This is a genomic window from Bacillus sp. B2-WWTP-C-10-Post-4 (assembly GCF_009183805.1).
Lineage (GTDB): Bacteria > Bacillota > Bacilli > Bacillales > Bacillaceae_G > Bacillus_A > Bacillus_A cereus.
On the sequence record NZ_WEII01000021.1, the window covers coordinates 1 to 24,986 of the forward strand.

Genomic DNA, 24,986 nt, shown 5'->3' on the forward strand with positions numbered 1-24,986 from the left:
TTTGAATATAGTTTGACCAAATATTAGTTCCTTCTGCATTTTCTCCTTTAGAAATCCCAAATTTTGCATATGCTTTAGAAGGTTGATCGACTCCATTAATTCGCGGCATGACTTGATAAATATAAAACGATCCTGTACCCCTGTATTTAATATTGTCAGAACCAAGGACGAGTGAAGGTTGAATACTTCCATCATTTGTTTCCATAAATCCTATATAGCCACGTGGCTTATCTGCATCGAAAATCTTCATGTCTTGCTTATTTATTTCAACAAATCTGTTTCCACTCGTTTTAAGTGTTACTCCTTCTAAAACTTTCCCTTTGATATGCTCAGCTGTTACATATCCTATAAGATTAATTCTGGACCCCTGAATTAGAATTTCCTCAGCTGATTGATTAATCTGGGATATAACATCGCCTTTTTTAACCCTAGAATTAATATTTTGATTTGTTAAACTAAAAGCCGCTTCCATTTCCAAAACATAAGCAAATTTTTTATCGGCATCCGTCTTTGAGTACACTTCAGTCGCTTTTGCACGAAAACCTATTTCTTCGGTATTCTGCCGGATTTCTGTCTGCATGTTTGTAGTTACTGTATCAAAATCACTTTTTGCAACCTTGTCCGCTACTAAATCCACTAATTCTTTATAGTTGGTAATGTCTTTTGGGTTTGGCATGTATACAGATGGTTCTTTTCCTTGCTGTAGCTGCGGTTGAGATACCCACATTGTGCCATTACGGCGTACCCATATATCTCCTTGCAAACGAGTTACAGGAACGTCAGGAGCTTTAATGGTTACACTAACTAGTATCCAGGAGCCATTAACTAATAACTCTTTTATTTCAGTTTGCTCATAACCTAATGCGGTTGAACCATTAAAGAATTGAAGCTTAACGCACGCTCCTTGGTCTAATAAGTTTTTATCTACTACATAAACCCATGCAGACAATACATAGTCACCGCTATTTTGTGAGGCTCCAATACTTTGAGCAATACCAGTCCAGCTATTTGCTGCAACCCCCGCATTTGCAATTCTGACCGAGTTATAACCGTCATGGCGTCTGTCTGTTACTGGTGTTACTGTAGCACCTGATACAACTCCTGCTACTGTCCATTTATCGGTACTAGCAACCTCATTTGTTATATTGCCATTAGCATCAACTGTTTTTTTCTTAAACTCTGTGTTGAAGAATTGATTTATACTGCCAAGTGCCCCTACATAAGCTTTCATTTGCTTTTCCGAAATTTTTGAACTTAATGAGTCTTTTGTTTGTGTAATTTCATTCTTGTTTTCTTGAATGAGCTTTCCTTGATCTGTTTGCGTTTCTGTTAGTGTTTTAATACTAAGAGAATTCGAATTTGTGGTCTGCTTCACTTCATTTAGAGTTGTTTGCATTGTACCTTGATCTTGTTGTACTTTCGAGATTGTTTTGGAGTTTGTATTTACTGTTTGCTGAATTTCATTAGTTGTTTGAGTAAAATCGGCTTTAGAAGTAACTTCATCATTAGAAAGTTGCCATGTAGTTCGTATGTTACCTTCTTCAAATTTAGCGTGATGTGAGTTTAAACTCCCATCAATATTGCGCCCAGAGTAATAAAATTTAACTTGAGTTACATCTTTATCTTTTGTTCTAAATGTAACTGATAGTGGTTCGTCTTTATAATCCACATTAATCTTTAATTGCGAGTCAGCACGTACAGATTGCCATTCTTGCTCTCCATCTGTATACGTTATCGCTGTTTCTACGCCAAACCAAGCATTTGTATTGAATTTTGTTATTTTACCAGTAAACAAAAATGAGATAGTAAAAATTTTATTTCTATAGTTGACCTTATCCGATAAAGTCATTTGTTTACTGTCTGACCAGGTTCCAGTCATGTTCTGTTTATTTAACCCTGTTTCTGAACCGCTAGCTAAATTGATTGAACCTACAGAAATATTATTTACAGTAGTTTTTAATTCTGTAATGGTGTTAGTGTTAGATTCGGCTGTCTGTTTAGCAGTATTAGCAGTTTGACTTACTAGTTTAAGATTATCGTTTAGAGTCGTTATCTCCGTTTTCTCTGCTTTATTTTTAATTTCTTCAGCTGTGCGTTCAGCAGTCGTTTTTGTTTCATTTAATACTTTTATATCACCTTTACGGTTTGTTTCGTACACTTGCTTTCCAATAAGGTTTTCGTTTACCCAATCTTTTGTATAAACACCTTCTTTGTTGGCCTTTCCTTCAAGTTGCTGATTTAACCAAGTCTTATCAGGTATATCTTCAATTGTTTCTTTTAAAGTATCAATTTCTGTTTGTGCATTCTTTATATCTTTTTGTAATGGTCCCGTATCCGGAACAACCGATTCCCAAGCTGTACCTGTCCATATTTTTAAAATACCAGGCTTTCCATTACTAATATCACGCCATAGCGTTTTGTTTGGCTTAAGATCAGTAGTTGGTGGTTCTTTACCTTCTATAATATTAACCATATTATTTTCAATATTTTTTTTTAGTTGCTCTGATATATCTTTAGCCTCTTGCGATTCCTTTACAGCTTTTCCCGATTCTTTCTTTGCTTCTTCGGCCAACTTTTCTAGTTGTTCTAACAGTTCCTTGTTAGCCTTCCCCTCTAACCAAGCACGCATTTTATTATATAATTTTCGTAACTCCTCGTTCGAATCTATAATCTCTCGATAGTCTCCGAATACATATTTATCTTGCGAAGGATCAGTATATGATTCATCACCAGCGATTGCCCTTGCTTCAAGGTATAACTTAGGTGTGAAGCCTGTATCTTTGATTCGGATTGTATCGCCTTCATTGATTAGTTCATGTGCTAGTCCGAAAATACGTCCAATCGATTGCGCTTCTACTTCATACGAAACTGACGAATTGACACGTTTTTTTAATTCCGTCTTCATCAAAGTCAGTAATCGTTGCGGTGTCATATTTTGATCTTCTGTTTCTGGCGTGTAGAAACCAAATTTATGTTTACCATGTGCATTCCAGCGTTGAAAAGCATCACTATCTGTAATATAAAGAAGTCCGTTATTGATGCTCTCAATCGTGATAAGTTCTTCACCTTCGCCCCGTACAAATCCGACAAGTGCTGTGCAAATATCCCTGGAATGTTCAATCCGTCTAACGCCTACTAAGTCTTTCCCCAGAGTTACTTCCTTCCCTGTTTCTCTCCCTCGTTTATTTATCATATCGACGTACCATCCAGTAATTTGAGAACCAGATACTTCAACACGATATTGTATTTCCAACTCAAACAAGGCCGCAATTTTCTTTAAAAAAGTGAGGGGATCGATGAATTCATCAATCGTCATCGTGTGGAATGAAGAATAATCCGTTATTCCACGTTGCCATTTTGAATCAGCAAGAGCGATATCAATAAACGTATTAACTGTTTCGCTCTCTATACGTTGAGGTTTAATAATCCCATCTTTGGCGATTTGAACCCAGGCACCAGAAGCATGTACAGTGAGCGATCTATCATCAGAGTCTTTTTCTACTTCATTATTGATAACATATGGAACAATGCGACCATCACGCACTTCCTTTAAAACTAAGTTCTGCTGTTGTAATGTAACTGCATGTGGAGTGCCGTCAAAAGTTGTAAAATCAAATATATCAATGTTATTTTTGATTTCCCAATGACGATTGTCAGCCCAGTAGTCCTTTGGTTGAATAGCGGATAGAATTTGATCTGTTTTGAAATCAACAACATGAAGTAATCCGCTTGGTGTTCTCATCGAAATCTCTCCCTATATTTAACTTTTGCTGTTCCAATATCAGATGGTATAATTTCGAGTATATTAGCGCCTTTATTAATAACAGGAAAATTACTGAAAAACTCTTTTATGCTAATTGCGTTTTTCCCTTCAATACTGACATGACTACTTTCTGTATCAATCACGACTTTATCACCGACATCAACTATATAAGGCGGTGTGTTATTCGTATTTAAATTCACTTTCCAAAACTTTAAATCACTAACTGACATCGCTTCTACTGGCGGTACATCCTGCCACTGCATGATACTAATCTGTATTTGAGCTGCTTTTTCCATATGTTTATTGTCTTTATCCGTCCATCTAGCAAAGCGCTCTGAATCATCCTTTTCTGTCCCAGGCAGAAATTTTGAAATATATGCTTCCCATACATTTCCTGTTCTAGCTATCCACAATCGACCAAAATACTGATTCCATGTATTCGGGTAATCACCACTCTCATAGATCAAACCTGTTTTCCCCGGCTTATTATCATATCCAATTACCATCGTTCCAAAATTTTGCTCAGCTTGCCAATAAAGATCATTCATAGCAATTTTCGAAAGAACTTTGCTGTTTTCATCGAGTATCGCTATCTCAACCCGTCCCATTTCGTTAATCTTTTTACTCTTACATGTAACATAGGCTTGCATAATAAAATCTTGTACTGGACCACCAGGGATACTTTTTTTAACAGCTGCACCGTGCCATCCTTTTCCCGTTCCAGTCCCAAAATCAGAACAATAAAATTGATATTTATCTGATTTCATTTCACCAACCGGTTCCCCATCTTCCATTGAGCTGACTTTACTCCATCCGACGGTAGTGGCCATTTCATCCCATACTATACGTTGATTCCTTTCTACAGGCTTTTCCACAGTTTTTAACGGCATCCCAATACGAAAGTAATCTCGATCACTTAAAGATCCTCCGCCGAACCATACATCTAAAAAAGTGTTTGGCTTTGTAATATCGATTTCAATGATAGGGTTAGAATGAACTGTTCCTTTATTTTGGATATTAGCAACTAACCCACTAACGTCTTTTTTAAATTCAACGGTTTGCTCTTTTCCTAACTTATACGGCATTGGACATATTAGTGTAATAGTTGCTTGATGAATATTAGATTTTTCTAAAGTTTCCTCTACAGATTCCTTAATCCCGTAATACACAATATCCGGTTCGTCTGTGAAGGTAATTTTTACAGGTTCTTCTGTATCTAATAAACCATTCAATTCATCTATCCGTTTCCTTAGTTCAAAAAGAGAGACTCCCTTAAGAGAGAAATCTACTTCTAATACTCTCTTGGGAGTCCTTTTACTTAAAAAATATGAACCTGGGCGGTGAGGTACCGTTAACTCATTAATTTCGTCACTTAAAATTCCGCGACCTCTTATATCGTTAACCATAAAAAATCCTTTTTCGTATTTTTGCTCGAAATATTCTTCTAAATTAATCCCATTAAAAACTAACAATCTACCGCCCTCCTTTAAAATACATCTTTCCGTTTTTTCACAGCTTCTTGCTCTCCAGTAATATCATCAACGAACCTATTAAACTCTTGTCTACCAAGCTGTATATTAATATACGCGGGTTGTCTTTCACTAGCTGTAGAATTTGAAGCAGTTCCGGAATCCGCATTTCCTGAGCTTGCTTGTGGCTTAGCTGTCTGGTACGCACCAAGTCCTCTTGGCATTCCGTATACAGTCTCTACTTGTAGAGCTTCCGGTTTCATCCATTCAGTCATTTGTTCGGTTGTTCTTTGTACAGCACCTTTCATAGCATCTATACCATTAATCCAACCTTTCATCATATTGACACCAATGAAATCTCTGAACCAACGACTCGGTGAGTGAATCGATAACAGACCAGAAATTTTATCTTTAATTCCATTTCCGATGTCCGTAATTTTGTCCCAAATAGCCCCAGCCATAGAGCTTATACCGTTTAAAAGCCCCTGCATCATATTTTTTCCTATGCTTCCTAAATCAATTCCGCTTAGGAATGACTTTACATTGCCAAAAATTTGAGTCACTGTGTTATAGATAGAATTTAGGATGTTAGATGTCGCTGACTTAGCAGCATTCCAAATTGAGGAAATGATGCTACCTGCTGCATTCATAACAGATGAAATAACCGAGCCTATCCCCGAGAAAATTGAGCTTACTAGAGAACCTATCGCTGATAGAACACTAGAAAAAATAGATTTCACTAAATTTAGCCCACCAGTCACGACCGCGGAAATTAAATTTATTGCCCCTTGGATGATATTTCCGATTAATGACATCACACTCGACGTAATGCCTTTCACCGCGTTCCACGCCCCACTCCAATCTCCTTTTAAAACTGAAGTGAAAAGCTTTATTATGTTGGTGATTATCCCAATAGCAGAGGTTATTACGCCCATAATAGCGGGGAAAACCGCCTGGACAATCGACAAAATAAATTGAATCGCCGGGATCACTACGCCTTTTATTATTGTTGCTAGGCCTTCAAGTATCGCAGTGGCTACAGGAATTGCCGCTTGAATTATAGAAACTATTACCGGGAAAACCGCCTGGACGATTTGTAAAATTAAAGGGATAACTGTAGTCGCTATGATAGAGATTACCTGGCCTAATAATTGAATAATAGGAATCGCAATGGAAATCGCAGCAGCTATAATCTCAGCTATTACTGGGAAGACCGCTTGTACCGCCTGGAGAATAATCGGAATTACTGATGTCGCTATGATAGATAGGACCTCTCCAAATCCTTGAATCAGCATCCCTGCTATACTAAACACCGTCTGGATTACTTGTAAAATAATAGGAAATGCTGTTTGAAAAGCTTGAGCGAATATCGGTAAAACTGTAGATGCTAGCTCAGTAAAAATTTGAGCTACTTGTTGTATAGCCTCTGTTATCAATGGCATAATTTCTATTGTCGTATCAGCAAACATCTGAATTAATTCAGTAATCATAGGCATTACTTCTTGTACCACTTGACCGAAAAGTTTGAATAAATCAGATGCTAAAGGTACTACGGCTTGTATTGTTTCTCCGAACAAACGGAATAAATCGAGTGCTATCGGTACTACAGCTTGTACTACTTCACTAAACAAATTAGCTATTGTAGAACCTAACTCACCAAAAGCCGCACCTAGCTCAGAAAGAGCAGGTCCAAGTGTGGCGAAGCTTTCTGCTATAACTTGTCCCGTTTTCGCAAATTCAGGAGCTAGTGGTGCAAATGCTTGTGTAATCCCCTGAGCTATTGACTGAACAACCGGCAAAATCGCAGACATCACAGAACTAAAAATCGATTGTATAGACTGCCAAGCCGACATAAAAGCAGACTTCACTTGATCATTTGTATTTATCAATTTAAATATCGTAGCACCTAAAGAAGCTACAATAGCTATTATCCATCCTACGGGGCCTGAAACACCTAAAAATGATAAACCTAAACGTACAATTAATGGTGTTAAAGTAGCTATCGTATTTCCTATTGAAGAGAAAGACATTTTTATAAAGTTAATTACTGGAGAAAGAGCTGATCCAATTCCAGCAAATGCTGAACTAAGTCCTGATACTGCTGAACCAAACGCACCACTTATCCCCTGACCAAATTCACTAAATTTCGATTTTATTACAGCTAGCGAAATCTCTACAGCTGTCGCAAAACCAGAAAACACTTGACCCGCTTTAATTAACCCTGCCTCTAACGCTGCGCTAATTGCTGTACCCATTGCTGAAAATTTTTCCGGTATTGTCCCGAGATAAGAACCTAAAGAATCAAAAGCAGCTTTCATAGCCTCAACGGCTGCTACTGTCCCATTTTTTATTGATTCCCACGCATTATTCACAGCATTTCGGAAAGTCTCATTATGTTTGTATAATTGGACTAGCGCTACCCCAACTAAGCTTAGAATTGCAATCGTTGCTCCGATTGGTCCTGTTAGAAACACAAAAGCTGCACGCAATGCTATCATGGCATTTCTAGCAATAAAAGCTACAGCTGAACTTTTACTTATATAATTAGCTAATTTACCAAATAGAATCATGGTTGTACCTACAGCATTTGTTACCATACCAATTACCGTTGCTATAACTAAAAAAGCCGTAGTAAATGCTACTACGGAAGCAATCACCGTCTGCACAGGAGCTGGTAATTTCATAAACGCGTTTGCCAAGGTTTCGACTACTCCAGCTACGGCCATTAATGCAGGAGCTAATGCATCAGTAAATGCACGTGCCGCAACATCAATAGAGGCTTCCATTTTCGTCAGTGCTCCGGCCCATCCTTCAAGCATGGAGTCCGCAGCTTTTTTAGAAGCACCGTCCGAGTTCACTAAGGATTGTGTTAAAGCATCAATCTTTTCAGGCCCCGCTGCTACAAGTGCCATCATACCTGATACAGCTTCTGTCCCAAATATTGTTGCTAACGCCGCGCCTTTTTGTGCACTTGTCATACCTTCCATTCCCGTTTTTAATTCTCCAATAATTTGAGACAATGGTTTCATATTACCTTGTTGATCCGTAATAGATACGCCAAGTCGTTTTAACTCATTCGCCGCTGCTTTTGGCGGTTTAACTAAACGTAGTAAAGATGCACGTAATGCTGTACCAGCGGTCTCCCCTTTAATACCGCTATTTGACATAATACCAACAGAAGCCGCTAATTCTTCCATCGATATGCCTAATTGAGCTGCTGGACCCGCCGCATATTTAAAAGCGTATTGCATATCCCCTACACCTGCAGCTGTTGCGTTTGCGGCTGTTGCTAGAACATCAGCAACATGTGTACTTTGACTTGCCTCCATACCAAATGAGTTTAAAGCTGACGTAATCGTATCAGCAACCATCCCCAGGTCTTCGCCTGACGCAGCCGCTGCACTCAACACACCAGGTAATGCGGACGTTGCCTGAGCCGAATCAAAACCTTTCGCACCCATTTCAGCAAAAGCCGCTGCTACCTGCCCTGTTGAATACACAGAATCCTTTGCCATATCAAGAATCGCTTTCTTTACTTGACCGTAGTCACCTGCAGTTAAAACCGCCGCTTTACGAGTTTGTGATTCAAATTCTCGTGACTTTTGAATCATACTCCCTAAAGCAAAAGCCGACGCTGCAGCTGCAGGACCAAATGCATTTTGCATTGTTTGCCCTGTTTGCTGTACACGTCGGCCCATTTCAATTGCTTGATTACCTACTTCTTGAAATCTAGCACGCCACCCTGAATAATCAGGAGGCGGTGGTGCTGGTGGCGCTGGTGGTAATGGTGGAGGTGATGGCGGTTGTGGAGCCGGTGGGATAGGAGGTGGTCTACTAATCTGTTGAAAAAATGTATTCCATGCTTGTGTAGCTTGTCCAAGGTTACTTATTAAATTAGATATATCCGCAATCACCTGAGTTTCTACCTTGTTCTGGCTCATTCACCTCACCTACCCTTCCTCTTCTTTTATTTGACTTCTAATCATCGATTCTATTTGATCAAAGAACGATTCGTTCCTTTGAATTTTTTCAACTACTTCTTTCCGTTCATTTGCTTGTTTTTCAATATCACGAACACTTTCTGGACGTGTATATATATCTGCTAATGACTTGATTTTGTCACTTTGAGCATTTCGATTAAACAAAGCTTGTACACTTGCAAACTCGTACTTATCAAGTAGTTGTTCCTTATATCCGTTCAACATAAGGTGATATTCCTTGAGACTAATACGCCAAGATTGCAAGGTGGTCATATTAAAAAAACGAAAACACTCACCTTGCAATTCATCAATATTTATGCGTACAGGTTCTCGAACGATTTCTGTTGCTCCACTGTCATTGTCCCTAGAAGTTTCTTCACTGTCTTCTGGAAGAAAAAACTATTTAGCACAACTGCTTTGTTGTACTTTAGAATTTCATCAAGGTCTAGTTTTTCAGCATTAAACATATTTTCAATCTCTTTCTGTACAGCTTCATACGTGATTCCCTCATTTGTATGAATCAGTGCGTAATAAACCACATCCGTGAAATTAGTAATTCCGCCCTGCATGGTTTGAGAAACGAATTGCATCGGCCCACCGTTTTCATCTAATAACCTCAGTGCTTGTAAACAGAATTTCAGTTCTTGTTCTTTACCATTAATTACGAAACGTGTATATGATTTTTCAGCCATAATAATTACCTCCAATTATTTTTTGTTCAAAATAAAAAAGCGTCTATATGAACGCTTATTCAGATCTCAGTTATTTATTTTCCACAAATTCATCCATTGTTTTATTAAGCAAACTAATCATTGCTTCTCTTCGCTCACGCGGGGTTGTATTATCGTATAGCTCATTGTGAATATCACTTACTTTGGCCAACTTCTTAGGATCGACATAATTAGTTACCTCTTCATGCCCACCAAGCATCATAATTGTATTGCCTATAATAACCGCTTGCTCTTGTTGATCTAGCTTCATTGTCCACCCTCCTCTGACAAGCTATCAATAATCTTATTTAAAACACTAACTGTCGCTTCACCACATTGTCTCGCTGTTGAATTTCGAGTCGATTCCTCACATAATTCTGATAAACGATTTAAATCAACGTGAGGAGCCAATGCATCCTCTCCGAATGTTGAAAGAATTGAAGATGCGATTGCAATTTTTTCGATTTTAGATATATCCAAAGATCTCCACCCCCATAAACATTCTTAATTAATAGTAAATAGACTTACTATTACGCTTCAGGAGTAGCTACGTCACCAGTTGGCGCGCCATTAGGTACTTTATTAAGCGTCCCTTTAGAAATTTTTCCATTTAATTTTAAGCCGATAGAATACTTTGAGTACTCCTCATTTTCATGAGAAAGTTCCAAACTATTTAACATGTATGTTCCTGATTTAACTTTAAACTCAGAAGCGGTTGCACTACGTAGGTTAACTTCATGAATTCTTACTAAAACTTTATTAAGAATTGCTTCTTCTACATAATCAAGTCCCTCGTCACCTTCAGTACAAATCCCTTCAATACTAGCTGATTGTGTTACGTCACCGTAATCAGATCCACTCTTATCTTTCGTTTTTAACTCGATTTCTCCAGCCTCAATTGACCGTGAACCTGACGTTTGGTTAAAAAATCGGACTGTTTTTGTAGTTTTCCCATCAGGTTGCGGAATGTCAATCAAGTAAAGTGTTTCGGCACCTTTAAACTCAGGTGCATTACTTTTTTTCACTTCTGCCATTTTTAGTCCCCCTCTAATTTCTGATTGTTATAGTAATAAAACTCAAATGTTTCGCTGTTAAAATCTCAACGTCTTTTTGAGACAGTGGTTCAAAATCCTTTACTTTTGCATTAAAAAAACCGATTCGTTCTGGATTCTTTTTACTTGTATCGTACAAGTCAATTGAACCCTTTTCGAATCGGTTAATTATTCTATCTTGCAAATCGTTCCTATCAAAAACTTTATCTGCATACACACCAACTTGAATCAGATGATTACGCGAAAAATTCTCCTTTGAAAACCTGCTAATTGTTCCTGACAAATCCTCAATGGTTATGAAGGGTTTGTCTTTTCCTGATACAGAAACACCATCGTATATCCATGTAGTAGGCGCAAAAACATCTAGCAACTTTTTTAATGAATACATTACATCATTCAACATAATTAATGCCCCTTTGCTACACGTTGAACAGTTTTGTTTATATCCTCAACAAATGGTTGCTCACCTTCAAATGCTGTTTTACGCATAAAACCTTTTTTGGTTTTGTGCGTAAATTCTTGTACCGCCGCGTAAATAAGAGGAGATCCATACGTACCAATAATTCTCGCACCGACTACCATCTTTACACTTGCAGGAATACTTTCAGATAAAGGACCGTGTAATATCGGTGCTCGATTAGAAGCTTGATTAGCTTGTAAGCGTGTATGTTTTTCTACTGTTTGTTCAATTGGTGTTTTGTATCTATTGGGATTATGTGCTTTTAACACATTTGATTTTCCTTTAACAACAACTCTGATTCTCATCAAATCACCCTCTTTACAATGACCTCACGACGGTTTACGCCACCAAGCCCTCGTTCATCGATAAGTTCGATAACGTAAAAAACACCTTTACGTTCAATTTTTTCAATATTCTCTAAGTCCACATTAAGAGGAAATGTAACAAGCGCCTCTCCTTTTTTAACATCGAGATCAGCGAACTTCGTCTTTTCCACTGACGTGAATTTCTTCCAAACTAATTGAACAGTTTCTTTTCGGGGATCACCTTGGATTTCTTCTCCTGTAATTGGATCCTTTTCAGAAACCCCTTTAATGTATAAAATCACCGGTTCTCTACGTCCCTGCTCAATCATTTCACGATTTTCGCGAATCTCTTTAATGTCATCTTCAGTAAGCAATTGCTACACCTCCTCGCTTATTAAGTAGTTCAACCGTGACGAACATTGTGGATGTGGGCTTATTAATTGATTCATAAGGCTTTCCGGAATATTTTTCGGATACTTTCCAGCCCCTAAACCGTACGCATCGCGTCTCGCTAGCTTGTAACACGTGTGCTTTGAATGATATCTGTGACGGTGACCATTATCAATAATTTGATAACCTGTCACAATTTCACTTTCTAATCCATTCTGTATAGTAGCTGCTCGGTATGTGTTAGTACTCTCAGAAACTGCTACACGCTCAACCTTCCATTTCTCATTGTCGTGTACGTCCTTTATCTTTTGAGAAATCATTGTAATGCTCTCGCCCCTTAATACAGATGGACGAATGACACTACTTAATCGATCTCTCATATCTCCAGATAAATTCCATACACGATCAGACAGAACTAAGCCATCTTCACCAGGTCTTTTTATAACTCCTTGAATAATTTGCTTATTTACTGCAGTTATAGATTTCACGTCCAAACCTGCTTCTGATAATTTTGATGTGGTCCATTTCGACGTGTTTTCAATCAATGTATGGAATGACCGCTCTGCTTGTTTACGAAATTCTTTTTCGTATAAAGTAAGGTCTCGTAATAACGCATTTAACCTACTACGCTTCACGATTCCATCCTTTTGATAGTCATTCAATAAATCAACTAAAAACAAACGTATTAGGATAATGGCCTTTACAGTATCAGAAACTTGTTTTTCATGCTCCTCTTTAAATTCTTCGGAAATGGTATCGAGCGCCGCATCCATCTCTTGTTGAGAATCGCTCATGTAATCATCTCCCATCTGCCCGCTTAGCAAATGTTTGGTGAGTACCTTTTCCCCGTCTATACTTCCTGTACTTTTTAAGCGCGTCCGCTGATAACTTCTTATAGTTTGCAAAGATCATCGATTTATCAACCGATTCTTCACCATCTGTATAAGAAAAATAGCGCGCTGCGTCTGCTGCAATCGATTCATAAGCAAATGACAGAGCAAGATAAAAAACAGCATTTGCGTTTAATTCTTCGGTTAATTCTGACTCAGTTTCGGCTTCAGCTAGCCAATTTCCGATGTCTTCCGGAGTTACTTTTGGAACTTTTGCTAACCGACTCTCCAGCCTTTCCGACACCTTCATTTGGCGTCACCTCCGTCACTGTATTTTGTTAAGGCGTCATGATTCCTGCAGCTTTTAACTTTGCAATAAGTGCATTTAAGTCTTTCACTACACCCGCTACGTCAGTCGCTGTACTATCTGGTTGTTTATCAACCTTTTTGGGTATTAGAGATACTTTTTCTTCAAGACCTTTAATAATAGTGCCAAGCGATGTGTCTTTCGCAATCGGCATCGATTTATTTAACCGTTGAGCTTGATTTTCAGAAATAGACATGTATAAAACTCCTTTCAAAATACAAAAAAGGTAGCATAGACGCTACCTTTTAAGCCATTGTTTTAGAGATATTTTCAAGAACAGCGATAGACTCTTTCGCATTCTTAACTTCAAATCCAAATTCCCCACGAATGACACGAGAGAAGTAGTCAGCGCCATTTGGTGTAGCATCTTGATCATAAATTGGAGTTAAGTAACGTGCCTTTACTTTTTCTGTATCAAGAAGTAACGCACGATCTTTAGGCATATTTAAATCAACTACTACACTAGAAATCGCTCCACCTGGTAAATCCGATACAAACGATAAGATTTGGTAACCTGCCGCAGTATCTTGACGCGTAGTACGAATTGTATCGCCACCAAGTTTTGTGATTTGTCGTGCGATATTCGGTCCACATAGAATCGTATTTGCTGAACCGCCTCGAGTAAATACTTGTTCTACAGCGTCATTTAAAGGTTTTGCCGCAATTTCGTTCCCTTTAAAGTCTTGCTTATGTGAACCTTCAATACCCGCAAATGCAAATAAACCACCTGTAGTACGTGGTTGTGTTGGAGAGCCAACATTTCTACGACCATAGATTAGAGAAGTGTTAGCTTCACGAATCATCTCTTGTAAACGCAAGTTTACTTGATAATCTAATTCGTTTGATACGCCGTATGTGTTCACTTGTTGTTGTGTACGTGAAACAGATGCGTATCTTGAAAAGATTTGTGAGAAGTTATGTGACACCAAACGGTCATTGATCTCATTCTTACGGAAAGCATCTTCACCTTCTGGTCTCGGTCTTGCAATGACTTTTAATTCACCACCAGCTGTAATTGCTTCCGCTTTCGTACTATCATAACCACGTTGCACAGTGATTTTATCCGCGTTTTCATCGACACTTACTACACGTAGCACTTCTAAGCCGTTTTGTACCAGAGCATTTTCAGTGAATTTACGAGCCTCACCTTTTTCTAAAACTAGGTCCGTATCCCCAACAGCTGCGGCAGTTTTTACAATACCTGTATCAGAGTTTAAATAGTCGTTCTGCCATTCAAATTTAGTTTGTGTTAAAGCGTCTCCTACACCAATTAACCCGAAAAGAACTGGTGCTTTCGTGAGAATTAAATCCACATTCGCTTGCATTTGTCTTACTTGTTGTTGAAATTCGTACGTAGTTAGTACTGGCATATTTGTAGCCCCCTCAAATTTTTAAAATTAAAAAACCGCTGACTTTTAATCAACGATCCGTTATTTCTTCGATTTTGCTTCTAACAACTTGTTATAAATACGTGTTACTTCGCCCGCAAATTTTGAATCTTTTAACGCTTTTGTTTTTGCTTCTTCCAGCTCTTTTTCTAAAGCAAGAATTTCATTCGCTCTCGGATTTGTTCCTGGATTCGCGCCACCAGCTGCATCTGCCCCCACAACTTTCTTGAACATCCAAGGTTTACTTTCCTTTAGCGCATTAACAGCCTCTTCAACTCCTTGATAATTACCATTCTCATCAAGTTGAATAGTCGACTTATCTAAAAGCGCCAATACGTCACCTGGATCATTTGCATCTAAAGCACGTGCAATACTTTTAATTTCCGTATTTAGAATACGTGTATTTGCTTTTTCTTGTGCTTTTTGCGCTGCTTCGGAAGCTTCTAGTGCCTTTTTGTCAGCTTCTTCTTTTTCAGCCTGCAAACGTTCAATTTCTGTCATTTCTTGCTTTTTACGCTCTTCTTCAGCTTTTTCAAATTCTGCTAATTTCGCTTTTACATTATCGTAGTCACCGTATTTCTCAGCGGATTTACTACGTTCACGTTCTAAGCGCTTCTTAACAATTTCGTCTAGTTCTTCTTGCGTAAAAGTTTTTGACGGGTCGTCAGTATCTCCAGTTTTTTTGTCTGGATCATCTCCAGAATCTCCACCATCAGAGAAAAATTGAAGGTCTAATCGAAGTGGGAACTTAGGTGTTTTTTGTACTTGTTCTACAAAATACTTTAATGTTATAGCTTGTTTTGCGTATTCCATTTGCAAATCCTCCATTTTGAGCCTGTCGGCTATAATTTCCGAAAGTTTATAGCGCCATTTCGTAAGGCAAGTATTACTTTTCGTTATACGGATCCTGAGACTGTCTTTTCAACATCCGCTCTTGCATAATCTCCATGAACTTTTGTTCCGCATTTTCTTTACCACTTCTCGTAATAGCACCTTTAATTGATTCGATTTCGTTTGAAATTTCATCGCCTAACTGTTCGATAAGTGCTTTTTGATCTTGCGGTAACGGTAAACCGAAAATAATCTTACTAGCATAATAGTTATCTACTTTTGCTAACATTTCTTTATCGTATTTGAATTTGGAGTCATCCTCCCTAGCTTTCATATAACGTAAAATATACTCATTTAAGGTTTGTAGACGGGACTGCCATATCACCCATGAGCGTTGTGTTTTTGAAATGATATTACTGAATAAAAGCTGTACCGCCATGTCATTTATACCGCCCGTATTCATATCAGCAGTGTTCACCATCGGTACCTCTGCTTTTTCGTGTAAGCGTTTCTGCAATCGGTCCAGATACGCTTCAATAGTTTCTTTAAATCTAAATCCACTTTCCAATTTCTTAGCACTTGGTTCACCGGTCTCTTCCGCACCATCACCTAAATCCCATTTCGCACCTGGTGCTACTTGAAGTGGATTCTTTGGATCCTCGTCTACATTCGTTAGTAACGTAATGGCGAACATTTCAAAACGTAGCGCATCCGAGTAATCAGACATCTTTTTGTCGATTTCGTCAGAAAGCTTAATCGTTTTTTCAAGCTCACTATAACCTGTAGTTCGCTTACTGAGCTTTTCAGTCGGCACTGGTACAACAGGAATAAAATCGATGCCCATTGATGAGCGCTCAACCCTATCCTCTTGTTTTTCTAAGTCACCATTGTATACAGCCTCTTCAATTTCACAGTCGTACTCACCCGCTTCTTCATGCCAAACTAAGTAATACGATAATTTCCACATTTTCGTTTGTTCTTCATCAAGCCATGCAATAAAATGAATCTCTTCCAGTTGGTCTATATCCCAGTCGTTATACTTTGCAATAACTTCTGTTGATGGATGCCAAATAATCTTAAATTCACCGCGACGTTTATCGTAATGAATCCGAGCATACACACCAGTTTTTGAAATAGCCCTGTCTTTTGCTGCTGCTAATAACTTCTCATGCATTCGGTTGTCATCCCAAACCCATGTTAATAACCGTTCCTTTGCTTTCGCTCTACTGTTTTCTGCTTGTTGCTCCTCACTAGGTTCATATCCTGATTGAATCATAAGAGCTGGATCGTCTATCACATCAGGAGGAACTGTGACTTTCGGTTCTTTTTCAAATTGCCACGCTGCAATCATGTTTACGATTTTTTGAGGATAATCAAGTTGTATTTTCGTAGGTTCGTAGTCGAGATTGTCTGGTTTTTTATAATCAGACCATACGTTTAAGTCTCCTTCATAACGCTCATACAAGCGAACCTCAGACATAATGCGTGTCCACTCAGAATCGCCGAGTGCGGTACGAACTGGCATTACAATTTCCACTGGATTCATAAAATTACGATCACCTTGTACTCTCATTCAAACCCCTCCTTTCTCAATATCTTGAATTCCCTGTAGTGCCTGCTTTACGTCTTGCACGTTTATATGCGATAGAAAAAGCCATTTGAACCGCATCCGGACCGTCATCGTGTGGGTGCATCGGATACATTTCAAATTGCTCCAATAAAGCACGTAAATGTTTCATAAAACGTAATTTACCGCTCTGTATATCTGGTAATAACGACTCAATACGTAGTGCTTTTCGTGTACGCTGCTTAATTTGTTTTAAACGAGTCGATGAAGGATATCCTTTTTTCTGCAATGCCTCTCCAACCTTATCCGCAAACCATTCCTGGGCTTGTTGTGCCTCTACCGCAAGTGCTTCGTATTGATATTCCAGCGTGTATTCTACAGCCTTTTCTAACAACGTATTTGGATGCACACGCTCCATAAAAATATCGATAACGTAACAAGTGCCTGTTTCAACATTTTTCGCAAGTGTAACTACTACACTATAGTCACCTTTTTCTTTACCCATCGCGAAATCAACCGCACCGTAATACAAAAGTTTTTTATCTTTTAAATCATCTTCAGTACAGTACGTGAAATATTTAGGTTTAAATATCTGTCTTTCCTCATCAGTCGGGTTACATAGATACTCCTGGTTAAACGCTTTGGTACCGTCATCTTCCCTAATTTCCATCAGATCGATGTATGGGAAATGAGATGGCCATAACGTTTTTGTACCACGGAGCATTTCTTCTTTGTTTTGTTCGTAAAATTCACGAGCTTTATCAGAAGCGCCCTCTTCATCCACTTGACGAATCTCACGCCATTCTTGCCATAAGTCTTCGCGCTCTGACCATTTCAAAATTGCCGGGAATGATCTTGATACAAAGTCACGACGGTTTTTAATAACATGGTGCAATAAGCTGTCGTAACAAACGATAGTACCCATATAAATACAGGCACCTTCTTGTCGACTTAAACCTGGAAGCAATTCTTCCTTGAACCAACGCTTATTTTTCGCGATTAAATCAACTGTCGCGGTATTTTCTTTACTCTCCAAATCATCCAAAATATAGAGCTGAACCCTTTTGGAACCGTGACGTAACCCACGTACCTGTGTCCCTATACCTTTCGCTTCGACTTTCGTGTTTGTTAAAGTCACGAACTCTTTATCGTTATCTACTTCATTTCGGCTTTTTTGTTCGTGAAGTAAGATACCGAAATCTTGACGCAATTTTTCGTTATACTTTAACTGATCACGTGCCCAAGATATAAAGTCACCGGCTACATCGGAAGTTTCAGAAATCAAAACAATGTACTGCTTTAATCGATACACGACTTGATGACACAAATAACCGTTACTCAGGTATGCCGTTTTCGCATGGCCACGCCCTACACTCCAGGCCACTTTTTTCTTTTTCTCCCTACCTGTTGTGATGTCATCTAAAAGCCCACATAACGTTTGGTGAAATTCAGCTGCATCATCCATCGTTACTCCAGCCGGAATTAAGTTATCCGGATTCCCGGGATTTCCTTCTTCCGAAAAATACTCATACATGAAGTACAACATGTCATGTTCTCCACGATGCACCCTTTTTAACTTTTCTAGCTCATCGATGTCAGCAAGTAGTGTATCCATGTAATATTCTGTAGCCTCACCAGTTTCGTATAACTCCTGTAACTTCTTTGCTCTTTCTGCTACAAGATCGATACGCTCCTGACGTTCATGACGGGCTAACCATTTACCGTCTATATATGCCATGTAGCCCGCCCTCCTTTTACTCGCCTGTCAATTTTTTTAATTTCTGAAGCTGTTCTTCGATTTCCGCATTTGTACGGGTCGCATTTCCTAGATCACCCTCGATTACTTTCTTATCAGTCAGTAAACCAAATCGCTGCATATACAATTGCATAGCTTTTACACTCGGTTGCGGCCCTAAAATTAACTGCATTAACTTGCTGTACACCTGCTCACGCTTCTCTGCGAGAAAACTATCGGCCACTTCACTCTTGAATGCGATGAAGTCCTGGTTCTTAGTTCGCCACTCCCAAAGCGTTGTCCGATTTATGCCTAGTTCGTTGGCCATTTCGTCCTGAGTCCTTTTTTCTTCGTTGTTCGATTCCATCAACTCGTTTTCTACAAGCAGGTACGCCGCTTGAATTTGTTTAGCCGTAAGTTTCTGTTTTAACTCGTCTAACTTAGCCATTGTTTCGCTCCCCTTTCTTCGTGAAATAGAAAAAGGCAACCGATTTAGTATCGACTGCCTTGAAATTCGTATATTTTGTATAACCCCCCGAGTTTAAAAATTCTGGCGGAACGTTACGAGCGCCTGCCAGCCCCTCACCAGATTTGACCTCCCCCCGGGGGACTGAATATTTTCTCGAACAAAAAGAAAAAGCCGAAATTATTTTTCCGACTCTTTTTTCTTTTTTGCTCGTATTAGTGTACTTTTACTGATTCCAGTCATTTCTTCTACTTGCGTATATGAATGCTTATCTAGTAAGCCTAATGCGTGTTCAATTTGTTTCTTGTTATACTTCCTCGGTCTACCTTCTCTGAAGTCTGCACGTTGTTTAGCGATAGCTTTACCTTCTTGCGTTCGTTCAACAATCATGTCACGTTCAAATTCAGCGAACGCACTCATGACATTGAATACTAAACGTCCTGTCGGTGTATCCTCTATCAGCCCCATGTTTAGCACGTGAACCTTTACACCTTTCTCAAATAGTTCTCGTACAGTATGTATCGCATCGACAGTTGAACGTGCGAAGCGATCCAGCTTAGTAACTACCAACGTATCACCTGACTCCAACTTCGATAGCAATTCCTTAAACTTAGGCCGATCAGCTTTAGTACCGGTGAACTTCTCTGAATAAATTGTATCGCAACTTTCCTTCTCTAGCGTTTGAATCTGTGCTTCTAAGTCCTGGTGAACTGTACTTACCCTTGCATATCCGTATTTCATTCGTATCAGCTCCATTTCGGCGCTAACTAATGAATCTAAGTTATGACACCGTTTGATACCTTGATATTATCACACCATCAAAACGTTGTCAAAACCTTTAAGTTATGATACCGATATGAATGATTATGACCCCCTGAGTCTCAAAGACCCTTCTCTCTCAGCGAGCTCGGCTGATAAAAACACCCATCGGTTTCACCTTTCGTGTTGCCGACAGTTAGATAACTACTACAGTAGTCACCTTAGTTTCTACCTACTATATATGCCACAGTCAGTCCAATCCAACGGGCATAGAAAAAGCCAGGTACCCATGTGCTAGGTTCCTGGCTTTTGACATAATGAAAATATGGAGGATATGTACACAAAATACCTATCCTAGCATAAATTGTACCTAGAAAAACCCTACTTTGTCAAGCCTTGCTCAACTTTTTTTATTAGCTGGTTCATACCAACCATGTCACCATTGATTATCAGATAGAGCGTATCTACAGCTTTATCACAGTACTTATAATACTCATTGGCATTAATACTCAGCGTATGCAGTATTCGTTTCCGCGGAACCTTAACCACGTACCGCGCAAGTACGACATACCGCATATTCTTCGGTAATTGTTTAATCGCCTGATCCAGCACAATCTTATTCAACCGCCCATCACCTTTCCCGTCCTGTGCACCAGGTCCAGTAAAGCTAGGCGGGGCATCAGGGAACCGATCACCTACAGCCAGTGACTCGTAATTCTCCATCCATAGTCGTATTGTCTTCTTTGAAACATAGCCATCAATTCTGGTCATCTCCGAACCTCCTGACTCAGAAAATCAAACCCCTAAAACAAACATCTTAAACCATTAATAGTATTACATACTATATAACTATTAATAAATACTACTATATATATAATATATAATTATTAGTTTTATATTTATATTATATATATAAGGTATATTTTTTTAAGGGGGGGTTCTTTTTTATTGTCTTTTTCTTTTTTGAGTACTGTAGTGTATTAGACCCCCTCCTAAAAACTTTTCTTTTATATATTTTTATTTTCGTGTAATCAGCTGTGAATCTCCGAATCTCGAAACACGTGCCACGCCGCTGTTGTCTCATAACCACGTAGCACCGACTTTCCAGCTAAGAGAAACCGTTCCTCAGTCACTTTCGCAATCAATCCTTCTCCAGCATATACATTGCCCTGCTCTGTCTCGATATTCACATCACGTAACTGGTTCGTGGCCACAAATTCACTTATCCCATAATCCACAACATGGAGACTCCAGGTGAGCTTACCCGTAACAACTCCTTCTTGTACCGTCACATATCCATCGTAAAACGGAACATCTACTCCATCGATTTGTAAGTTACGGATTTCTTCAGATGTCATGTTCCTTACTCCCGCAGCCACACGTTCCACGAATTTCAGTTGTTGTTCAATATACGAATCATCTTCTTTCCCGCCACTTACGATCCAATCCTTAATCCGGTTCATCACATCTTCTAAAACGACCGCCGGTACTTGCGTGGCAAATTCCGTGATACGATCTATATAATTCACTTGCCTCATTCTCTAAACACCTCCGTATTCGTTAAAAATTACTCAAAAAAATCTTTGTTACAGTTTAGAATCTTTCAATCTGGTTATAATGTTAATAGAGACTTATAAATAAAATAGGAATGGAGAGAGAAACGCATGACTTTAATTGCAGGAACTATATTACCAAACGGAATCATAATGATGAGTGACACTCGTGCAATAGATAGCAAAGGACGTCCTTGCGAAGAATACCGTCGCAAAATTATAGAAGTCACTCCTAAAACTCTGGTAGGAACATCAGGAACCGGTAATACCGTTTTGGCCGCTTTAGCTCAACGACACGCTTTATACGATAAATCAGAAAATATGAAAACAGGCGAAATTCGAGAATCATTAATAGATCAATATTTAGAACTCTATGAACCTTTCCGGAAAACAAATGACACATTTGGTAGTTTTCTTATAGCTGATTACGATAGTACTAGTAATACTTACTCTTTACTGTCACAAATTAATGACGATTCGCGTGCGTTTAAAAATGTCACTGATACAGTATTGATAGGTTCTACCCCACCTATAAGAGATTCTGCGAAAAGTGATATTCAAGATTTATTAGAGCAATTTACCACTGAACAAATCGCTGATCCGAATTTTTTTATGAAGTTTTCACATCATGTGAAAATTATTTTTGAACACTACTCTAACCAGGATCACACTATAAATGATAAACTTTATTGTGAATATTTAACGATTCGTAATAACAAACTAACTATCTTGAAATATTTATTCGAAACAGACAACTCCATTCATTTGATTGACAGAGAGTACGATGGGTTTACAATTGTTAAACAAGGCAATTAATTAGCCTATTCCCTTCTTCGCTAGAAACTGTCTTGCGTTATCCGTAAGCCGGTAATAATAAACATGCTCATCATCTTTCGTGACTTGCTCCAGTAGTCCTAACTGAGAGAGTTGCCCCAGCCACGTATCGAACTGCGTGGCTGGGATTTCTCCTCCTGCCTGGTGCATCGCCCGTAAAATCGCCTCAGAACCTTTCACTCTATACCACGTGATTTTACGATTTCCAGCGCTTGTTGTTCCGTAAAACCTTCCGAAACAAGTGCATCAAAACGCGCTTTAAGTAATTTAGACATTTCACGCTGCATTCGTATCTGCATCGGTAACGCCTTTACAAAGTTGTCCAAAATCATTTCTAGTTCGATATTTGAATATTGGCCACCCGAATTACTCATCTTATCGCCCCTTCAAATGTGATTCGATTTCCACTAAAATTTGGTCGATTCCCTCAGGACTTAGCACGAGTTTCCCACCGGCTAATTCAATATTTTCGTCAGAAACTTCACCTGTAATTTGGCAAGAACCATTTGGATTATATTTTTGTAGAATAATAGATTCACCATCTACGAAAATCTCCATTGGATCCTTTTCCTGAATACCTAATGTACGACGTAATTCCATTGGAACTACAATTCGTCCTAGTGGGTCGATGTTACGAATGATACCTGTTGATTTCATTTCTCTTCAGCTCCTTTTATCCAACTAGATTGAAGACGTCGTTCCCCTAGTTCTACAAGAGTGTTAACTTCATATTTTTCCGCAGGGATTGGAACCATCTTTCGCGGTTCACTTTCTGTATCAATATGAACACCTGGTACATACGTTAAAGCCTCAGCTACCGCATAACTACCATCAGGATTCTTCTGCTGCGTTGTCACCTGCATCACGCAACCGCCTTTTACGTTACAAACCTTAGTTGATTTCATCCAACCTTGTTCTTGAGAACTCGCTTTGCAAAGTAAAGCGAACATATCTCCATCACCATAAACTTGTAAGTCTGAAATGTTCTTTTTCGCACCACGTACTTCTGAAATGTTTAAATCTTTTTCTTTCATTTCTCTTCAGCTCCTTTTCTTTACTTCTTAATCGTTTCTATAACGCTAGCTAAACCAAAGAATATTACACAGATGAACCACGTTGTCCAAATCGGATATTCGTATATAAGTTCCATCCAGTCACTCCTAGTCTTTATTAATTAGAATTACAGCCGGACCCTCAACCGTAATACCGGCTACTTCAATCTTTTCATGGGGGCTTACTTGCACCGTTGTGACACCTTCACGTGTTTCCAGTTCTTCACTTATGTTTTTTGTAGGTATATTCTTCATCTTTACTCACCATCCAAAATAATGCTGTATTCATCATTAGCTACGTAAAAGTTACCGAATGCATCGCGTTCAGGGAATCCATTTTTCGTTGCGTGTACTATCTTGAGTTTCGCATTACATTTATGGCATTTCGTGAATTTGTTCTCTTTGTACTCATATTGATTCCCGCGATTCCCACACATGCAGCACTCATAGCGTGTACGATATCTCGGTTTACCTTCATCGTCATACTTAATACCTGTTTTCCAATGAGTCGGATCAGCTTCTTCTTTCTTTGTAATCTTTGCTATTTCTTCCATAGAGAACGAGCTACGATTCACTTCTACGATTGGTAGTTTACGAGTCGGCTTATCTTCGGTCGTCTTAATAGCCGACTCACGTAGTTGTTTATACGTACCCCTTAGATCTAAAGCCTTATGAACTTCCGCTTCAGGTGGTTGTTGATTAATCATTTTCACAAGTTCTGTTGCTGTATTGATAAGTGAAAGCCCTTGCTGCTCTTCTTTCTCTACTTTTTTCTCAGGAGACGTAAGCACCAGGTATTCATAACCTACAAAGCTGGAAACACCACCACGAATATTATTTTTAATAAAATCGAAAAAGACTGTAGTTAATGCGTTTACGTTTGCTTCTTTATTTAAACGATCAAATCCATACTCATAAAGCATTGCGTGAATCGCCTCATGAAGTACGTTTTTCATTTGCCCTTCATGCTTCGCTACATTGTCCGAAATCTTGATTTGTTGTTCGTGATACGTTACTTCAGCAATTCTTACTTCTCCGTTTTCTCTTTCATCAATCCATCCTTTTACTACTTCCACATCGTATGGAACGCTACCAATCATTAATTGTTTAGGTATAGTCATATAACTTTATCCCCCTTTAATTTGGTAAATTCGTTTCAATTTCTGTTCGCAATTTATCTCGTAACCACTTAAACTCTAAATCTTTTTTATCGATTTGCGCTTGGATCACCTTTGCCTGTTCTTTCGTAAAACATTTACGGAAACCGTTGTATAATTTCGAAATTTCTTTCTGCAGCTGTCTCATTTCACGGTTCGAATAATAACTTACAAATTCTGTTTTACAGCTTGGACAAATAAAATAGTGCTTGTCCACACGGTTTGATAATCGCGCTACGAGCATCTGAACACGAAACACGTGCTCACATACTTCACATTTCGCTTTTACAGGTTTCATTTTTCTCCCTCTTCTTTCGA

29 protein-coding genes and 1 pseudogene are annotated in these 24,986 nt (G+C 38.8%); 1 reads left to right on the forward strand and 29 read right to left on the reverse strand.

Annotation, left to right across the window (positions count from 1 at the left end):
* The 23 genes and pseudogenes from GBN78_RS11315 to GBN78_RS30985 all read right to left on the reverse strand — a co-directional run.
* A partial coding sequence (locus tag GBN78_RS11315) for a phage tail spike protein (protein ID WP_193224732.1) occupies positions 1-3,742 on the reverse strand: 3,742 nt, incomplete at its 3' end.
* Positions 3,739-5,235, reverse strand: coding sequence for a distal tail protein Dit (locus GBN78_RS11320; RefSeq protein WP_152127380.1), 1,497 nt, complete (start codon positions 5,233-5,235; stop codon positions 3,739-3,741). The genes GBN78_RS11320 and GBN78_RS11315, both read right to left, overlap by 4 nt.
* Before the next feature lie 14 nt (positions 5,236-5,249).
* Positions 5,250-9,146, reverse strand: coding sequence for a phage tail tape measure protein (locus GBN78_RS11325; protein ID WP_152127426.1), 3,897 nt, complete (start codon positions 9,144-9,146; stop codon positions 5,250-5,252).
* Between the two features lie 36 nt (positions 9,147-9,182).
* Positions 9,183-9,437, reverse strand: a complete 255-nt coding sequence (locus GBN78_RS11330; protein WP_000931846.1) for a hypothetical protein — start codon at positions 9,435-9,437, stop codon at positions 9,183-9,185.
* A gap of 89 nt (positions 9,438-9,526) precedes the next feature.
* A complete protein-coding gene (locus GBN78_RS11335) occupies positions 9,527-9,904 on the reverse strand; it encodes a tail assembly chaperone (protein ID WP_136983591.1) in 378 nt (125 codons plus the stop codon).
* A gap of 70 nt (positions 9,905-9,974) precedes the next feature.
* Entirely contained in the window at positions 9,975-10,193 is a 219-nt protein-coding gene (locus GBN78_RS11340) for a hypothetical protein (RefSeq protein WP_000762728.1), read from the reverse strand.
* Positions 10,190-10,402: a hypothetical protein gene (locus tag GBN78_RS11345; RefSeq protein WP_053513156.1), complete on the reverse strand. Its 213-nt coding sequence runs from the start codon at positions 10,400-10,402 to the stop codon at positions 10,190-10,192. The genes GBN78_RS11340 and GBN78_RS11345 overlap by 4 nt, the downstream gene beginning before the upstream one ends.
* 50 nt (positions 10,403-10,452) lie before the next feature.
* Complete coding sequence (locus tag GBN78_RS11350; protein WP_000852563.1) at positions 10,453-10,956, reverse strand: phage major tail protein, TP901-1 family; 504 nt, start codon at positions 10,954-10,956, stop codon at positions 10,453-10,455.
* 13 nt (positions 10,957-10,969) lie between these two features.
* Positions 10,970-11,377, reverse strand: coding sequence for a hypothetical protein (locus GBN78_RS11355; RefSeq protein ID WP_061684689.1), 408 nt, complete (start codon positions 11,375-11,377; stop codon positions 10,970-10,972).
* Positions 11,378-11,379: 2 nt separating this feature from the next.
* Positions 11,380-11,739 carry a hypothetical protein gene (locus tag GBN78_RS11360; protein ID WP_025118136.1) on the reverse strand — a complete coding sequence of 120 codons (360 nt, stop codon included), beginning with the start codon at positions 11,737-11,739 and terminating at the stop codon, positions 11,380-11,382.
* Positions 11,739-12,113 (reverse strand): hypothetical protein, encoded by a 375-nt coding sequence (locus GBN78_RS11365; protein WP_000954645.1) that lies wholly within the window; start codon positions 12,111-12,113, stop codon positions 11,739-11,741. The genes GBN78_RS11360 and GBN78_RS11365 overlap by 1 nt, the downstream gene beginning before the upstream one ends.
* A gap of 3 nt (positions 12,114-12,116) precedes the next feature.
* On the reverse strand, positions 12,117-12,923 hold the full coding sequence (locus tag GBN78_RS11370) for a structural protein (RefSeq protein ID WP_152127382.1): 807 nt from the start codon (positions 12,921-12,923) through the stop codon (positions 12,117-12,119).
* Positions 12,924-12,927: 4 nt separating this feature from the next.
* Complete coding sequence (locus tag GBN78_RS11375) at positions 12,928-13,269, reverse strand: hypothetical protein (protein WP_000868476.1); 342 nt, start codon at positions 13,267-13,269, stop codon at positions 12,928-12,930.
* 28 nt (positions 13,270-13,297) lie between these two features.
* Entirely contained in the window at positions 13,298-13,522 is a 225-nt protein-coding gene (locus GBN78_RS11380) for a head fiber protein (protein ID WP_098869043.1), read from the reverse strand.
* A gap of 49 nt (positions 13,523-13,571) precedes the next feature.
* Positions 13,572-14,696 (reverse strand): SU10 major capsid protein, encoded by a 1,125-nt coding sequence (locus GBN78_RS11385; protein WP_152127384.1) that lies wholly within the window; start codon positions 14,694-14,696, stop codon positions 13,572-13,574.
* 60 nt (positions 14,697-14,756) lie between these two features.
* Positions 14,757-15,527 carry a phage scaffolding protein gene (locus GBN78_RS11390; RefSeq protein WP_226798479.1) on the reverse strand — a complete coding sequence of 257 codons (771 nt, stop codon included), beginning with the start codon at positions 15,525-15,527 and terminating at the stop codon, positions 14,757-14,759.
* 73 nt (positions 15,528-15,600) lie between these two features.
* Positions 15,601-17,118 carry a phage portal protein gene (locus GBN78_RS11395; protein WP_152127385.1) on the reverse strand — a complete coding sequence of 506 codons (1,518 nt, stop codon included), beginning with the start codon at positions 17,116-17,118 and terminating at the stop codon, positions 15,601-15,603.
* A gap of 16 nt (positions 17,119-17,134) precedes the next feature.
* The gene (terL, locus tag GBN78_RS11400) at positions 17,135-18,850 is read right to left on the reverse strand and encodes a phage terminase large subunit (protein WP_152127387.1); all 1,716 of its coding nucleotides are present in this window, start codon (positions 18,848-18,850) and stop codon (positions 17,135-17,137) included.
* A gap of 16 nt (positions 18,851-18,866) precedes the next feature.
* Positions 18,867-19,295 carry a phBC6A51 family helix-turn-helix protein gene (locus tag GBN78_RS11405; RefSeq protein ID WP_001086032.1) on the reverse strand — a complete coding sequence of 143 codons (429 nt, stop codon included), beginning with the start codon at positions 19,293-19,295 and terminating at the stop codon, positions 18,867-18,869.
* A 198-nt stretch (positions 19,296-19,493) separates the two neighbouring features.
* Entirely contained in the window at positions 19,494-20,054 is a 561-nt protein-coding gene (locus tag GBN78_RS11410; protein ID WP_030025191.1) for a recombinase family protein, read from the reverse strand.
* Positions 20,055-20,453: 399 nt separating this feature from the next.
* On the reverse strand, positions 20,454-20,843 hold the full coding sequence (locus GBN78_RS11415; protein ID WP_152127389.1) for a hypothetical protein: 390 nt from the start codon (positions 20,841-20,843) through the stop codon (positions 20,454-20,456).
* A 260-nt stretch (positions 20,844-21,103) separates the two neighbouring features.
* On the reverse strand, positions 21,104-21,430 hold the full coding sequence (locus GBN78_RS11420) for a hypothetical protein (RefSeq protein WP_152127391.1): 327 nt from the start codon (positions 21,428-21,430) through the stop codon (positions 21,104-21,106).
* 75 nt (positions 21,431-21,505) lie between these two features.
* Positions 21,506-21,610 (reverse strand): annotated as a pseudogene (locus GBN78_RS30985) (DUF6877 family protein); the annotation flags it as partial.
* Positions 21,611-21,736: 126 nt separating this feature from the next.
* Between GBN78_RS30985 and GBN78_RS11430 the strand changes: the two are divergent.
* Positions 21,737-22,441, forward strand: a complete 705-nt coding sequence (locus GBN78_RS11430) for an Ntn hydrolase family protein (protein WP_152127393.1) — start codon at positions 21,737-21,739, stop codon at positions 22,439-22,441.
* Between the two features lie 194 nt (positions 22,442-22,635).
* Here the strand turns inward: GBN78_RS11430 and GBN78_RS11440 are convergent, their stop codons facing one another.
* From GBN78_RS11440 to GBN78_RS11465, 6 genes are all read right to left on the reverse strand, one after another.
* Positions 22,636-22,833: a hypothetical protein gene (locus GBN78_RS11440; protein ID WP_042597805.1), complete on the reverse strand. Its 198-nt coding sequence runs from the start codon at positions 22,831-22,833 to the stop codon at positions 22,636-22,638.
* 1 nt (position 22,834) lies between these two features.
* Complete coding sequence (locus GBN78_RS11445; protein WP_063675347.1) at positions 22,835-23,116, reverse strand: AbrB/MazE/SpoVT family DNA-binding domain-containing protein; 282 nt, start codon at positions 23,114-23,116, stop codon at positions 22,835-22,837.
* A complete protein-coding gene (locus GBN78_RS11450; protein WP_063675346.1) occupies positions 23,113-23,493 on the reverse strand; it encodes a hypothetical protein in 381 nt (126 codons plus the stop codon). The genes GBN78_RS11445 and GBN78_RS11450 overlap by 4 nt, the downstream gene beginning before the upstream one ends.
* A 126-nt stretch (positions 23,494-23,619) precedes the next feature.
* Positions 23,620-23,766, reverse strand: a complete 147-nt coding sequence (locus tag GBN78_RS11455; RefSeq protein ID WP_000790088.1) for a BC1881 family protein — start codon at positions 23,764-23,766, stop codon at positions 23,620-23,622.
* A 2-nt stretch (positions 23,767-23,768) separates the two neighbouring features.
* Positions 23,769-24,632 carry a hypothetical protein gene (locus GBN78_RS11460; RefSeq protein ID WP_152127396.1) on the reverse strand — a complete coding sequence of 288 codons (864 nt, stop codon included), beginning with the start codon at positions 24,630-24,632 and terminating at the stop codon, positions 23,769-23,771.
* A gap of 16 nt (positions 24,633-24,648) precedes the next feature.
* Entirely contained in the window at positions 24,649-24,966 is a 318-nt protein-coding gene (locus GBN78_RS11465; RefSeq protein WP_152127398.1) for a transglycosylase, read from the reverse strand.
* Positions 24,967-24,986: the final 20 nt, after the last annotated feature.

Excerpts from the sequence above, each read along its gene's own strand:
- GBN78_RS11330 (WP_000931846.1), bottom strand. The coding sequence starts at position 9,437 with ATGTTGAACGGATATAAGGAACAACTACTTGATAAGTACGAGTTTGCA.
- GBN78_RS11335 (WP_136983591.1), bottom strand. The coding sequence starts at position 9,904 with ATGGCTGAAAAATCATATACACGTTTCGTAATTAATGGTAAAGAACAA.
- GBN78_RS11340 (WP_000762728.1), bottom strand. The coding sequence starts at position 10,193 with ATGAAGCTAGATCAACAAGAGCAAGCGGTTATTATAGGCAATACAATT.
- GBN78_RS11350 (WP_000852563.1), bottom strand. The coding sequence starts at position 10,956 with ATGGCAGAAGTGAAAAAAAGTAATGCACCTGAGTTTAAAGGTGCCGAA.
- GBN78_RS11355 (WP_061684689.1), bottom strand. The coding sequence starts at position 11,377 with ATGTTGAATGATGTAATGTATTCATTAAAAAAGTTGCTAGATGTTTTT.
- GBN78_RS11360 (WP_025118136.1), bottom strand. The coding sequence starts at position 11,739 with ATGAGAATCAGAGTTGTTGTTAAAGGAAAATCAAATGTGTTAAAAGCA.
- GBN78_RS11370 (WP_152127382.1), bottom strand. The coding sequence starts at position 12,923 with ATGAGCGATTCTCAACAAGAGATGGATGCGGCGCTCGATACCATTTCC.
- GBN78_RS11375 (WP_000868476.1), bottom strand. The coding sequence starts at position 13,269 with ATGAAGGTGTCGGAAAGGCTGGAGAGTCGGTTAGCAAAAGTTCCAAAA.
- GBN78_RS11380 (WP_098869043.1), bottom strand. The coding sequence starts at position 13,522 with ATGTCTATTTCTGAAAATCAAGCTCAACGGTTAAATAAATCGATGCCG.
- GBN78_RS11385 (WP_152127384.1), bottom strand. The coding sequence starts at position 14,696 with ATGCCAGTACTAACTACGTACGAATTTCAACAACAAGTAAGACAAATG.
- GBN78_RS11390 (WP_226798479.1), bottom strand. The coding sequence starts at position 15,527 with ATGGAATACGCAAAACAAGCTATAACATTAAAGTATTTTGTAGAACAA.
- GBN78_RS11395 (WP_152127385.1), bottom strand. The coding sequence starts at position 17,118 with ATGAGAGTACAAGGTGATCGTAATTTTATGAATCCAGTGGAAATTGTA.
- terL (WP_152127387.1), bottom strand. The coding sequence starts at position 18,850 with ATGGCATATATAGACGGTAAATGGTTAGCCCGTCATGAACGTCAGGAG.
- GBN78_RS11405 (WP_001086032.1), bottom strand. The coding sequence starts at position 19,295 with ATGGCTAAGTTAGACGAGTTAAAACAGAAACTTACGGCTAAACAAATT.
- GBN78_RS11410 (WP_030025191.1), bottom strand. The coding sequence starts at position 20,054 with ATGAAATACGGATATGCAAGGGTAAGTACAGTTCACCAGGACTTAGAA.
- GBN78_RS11415 (WP_152127389.1), bottom strand. The coding sequence starts at position 20,843 with ATGACCAGAATTGATGGCTATGTTTCAAAGAAGACAATACGACTATGG.
- GBN78_RS11420 (WP_152127391.1), bottom strand. The coding sequence starts at position 21,430 with ATGACATCTGAAGAAATCCGTAACTTACAAATCGATGGAGTAGATGTT.
- GBN78_RS11430 (WP_152127393.1), top strand. The coding sequence starts at position 21,737 with ATGACTTTAATTGCAGGAACTATATTACCAAACGGAATCATAATGATG.
- GBN78_RS11440 (WP_042597805.1), bottom strand. The coding sequence starts at position 22,833 with ATGAGTAATTCGGGTGGCCAATATTCAAATATCGAACTAGAAATGATT.
- GBN78_RS11445 (WP_063675347.1), bottom strand. The coding sequence starts at position 23,116 with ATGAAATCAACAGGTATCATTCGTAACATCGACCCACTAGGACGAATT.
- GBN78_RS11450 (WP_063675346.1), bottom strand. The coding sequence starts at position 23,493 with ATGAAAGAAAAAGATTTAAACATTTCAGAAGTACGTGGTGCGAAAAAG.
- GBN78_RS11455 (WP_000790088.1), bottom strand. The coding sequence starts at position 23,766 with ATGAAGAATATACCTACAAAAAACATAAGTGAAGAACTGGAAACACGT.
- GBN78_RS11460 (WP_152127396.1), bottom strand. The coding sequence starts at position 24,632 with ATGACTATACCTAAACAATTAATGATTGGTAGCGTTCCATACGATGTG.
- GBN78_RS11465 (WP_152127398.1), bottom strand. The coding sequence starts at position 24,966 with ATGAAACCTGTAAAAGCGAAATGTGAAGTATGTGAGCACGTGTTTCGT.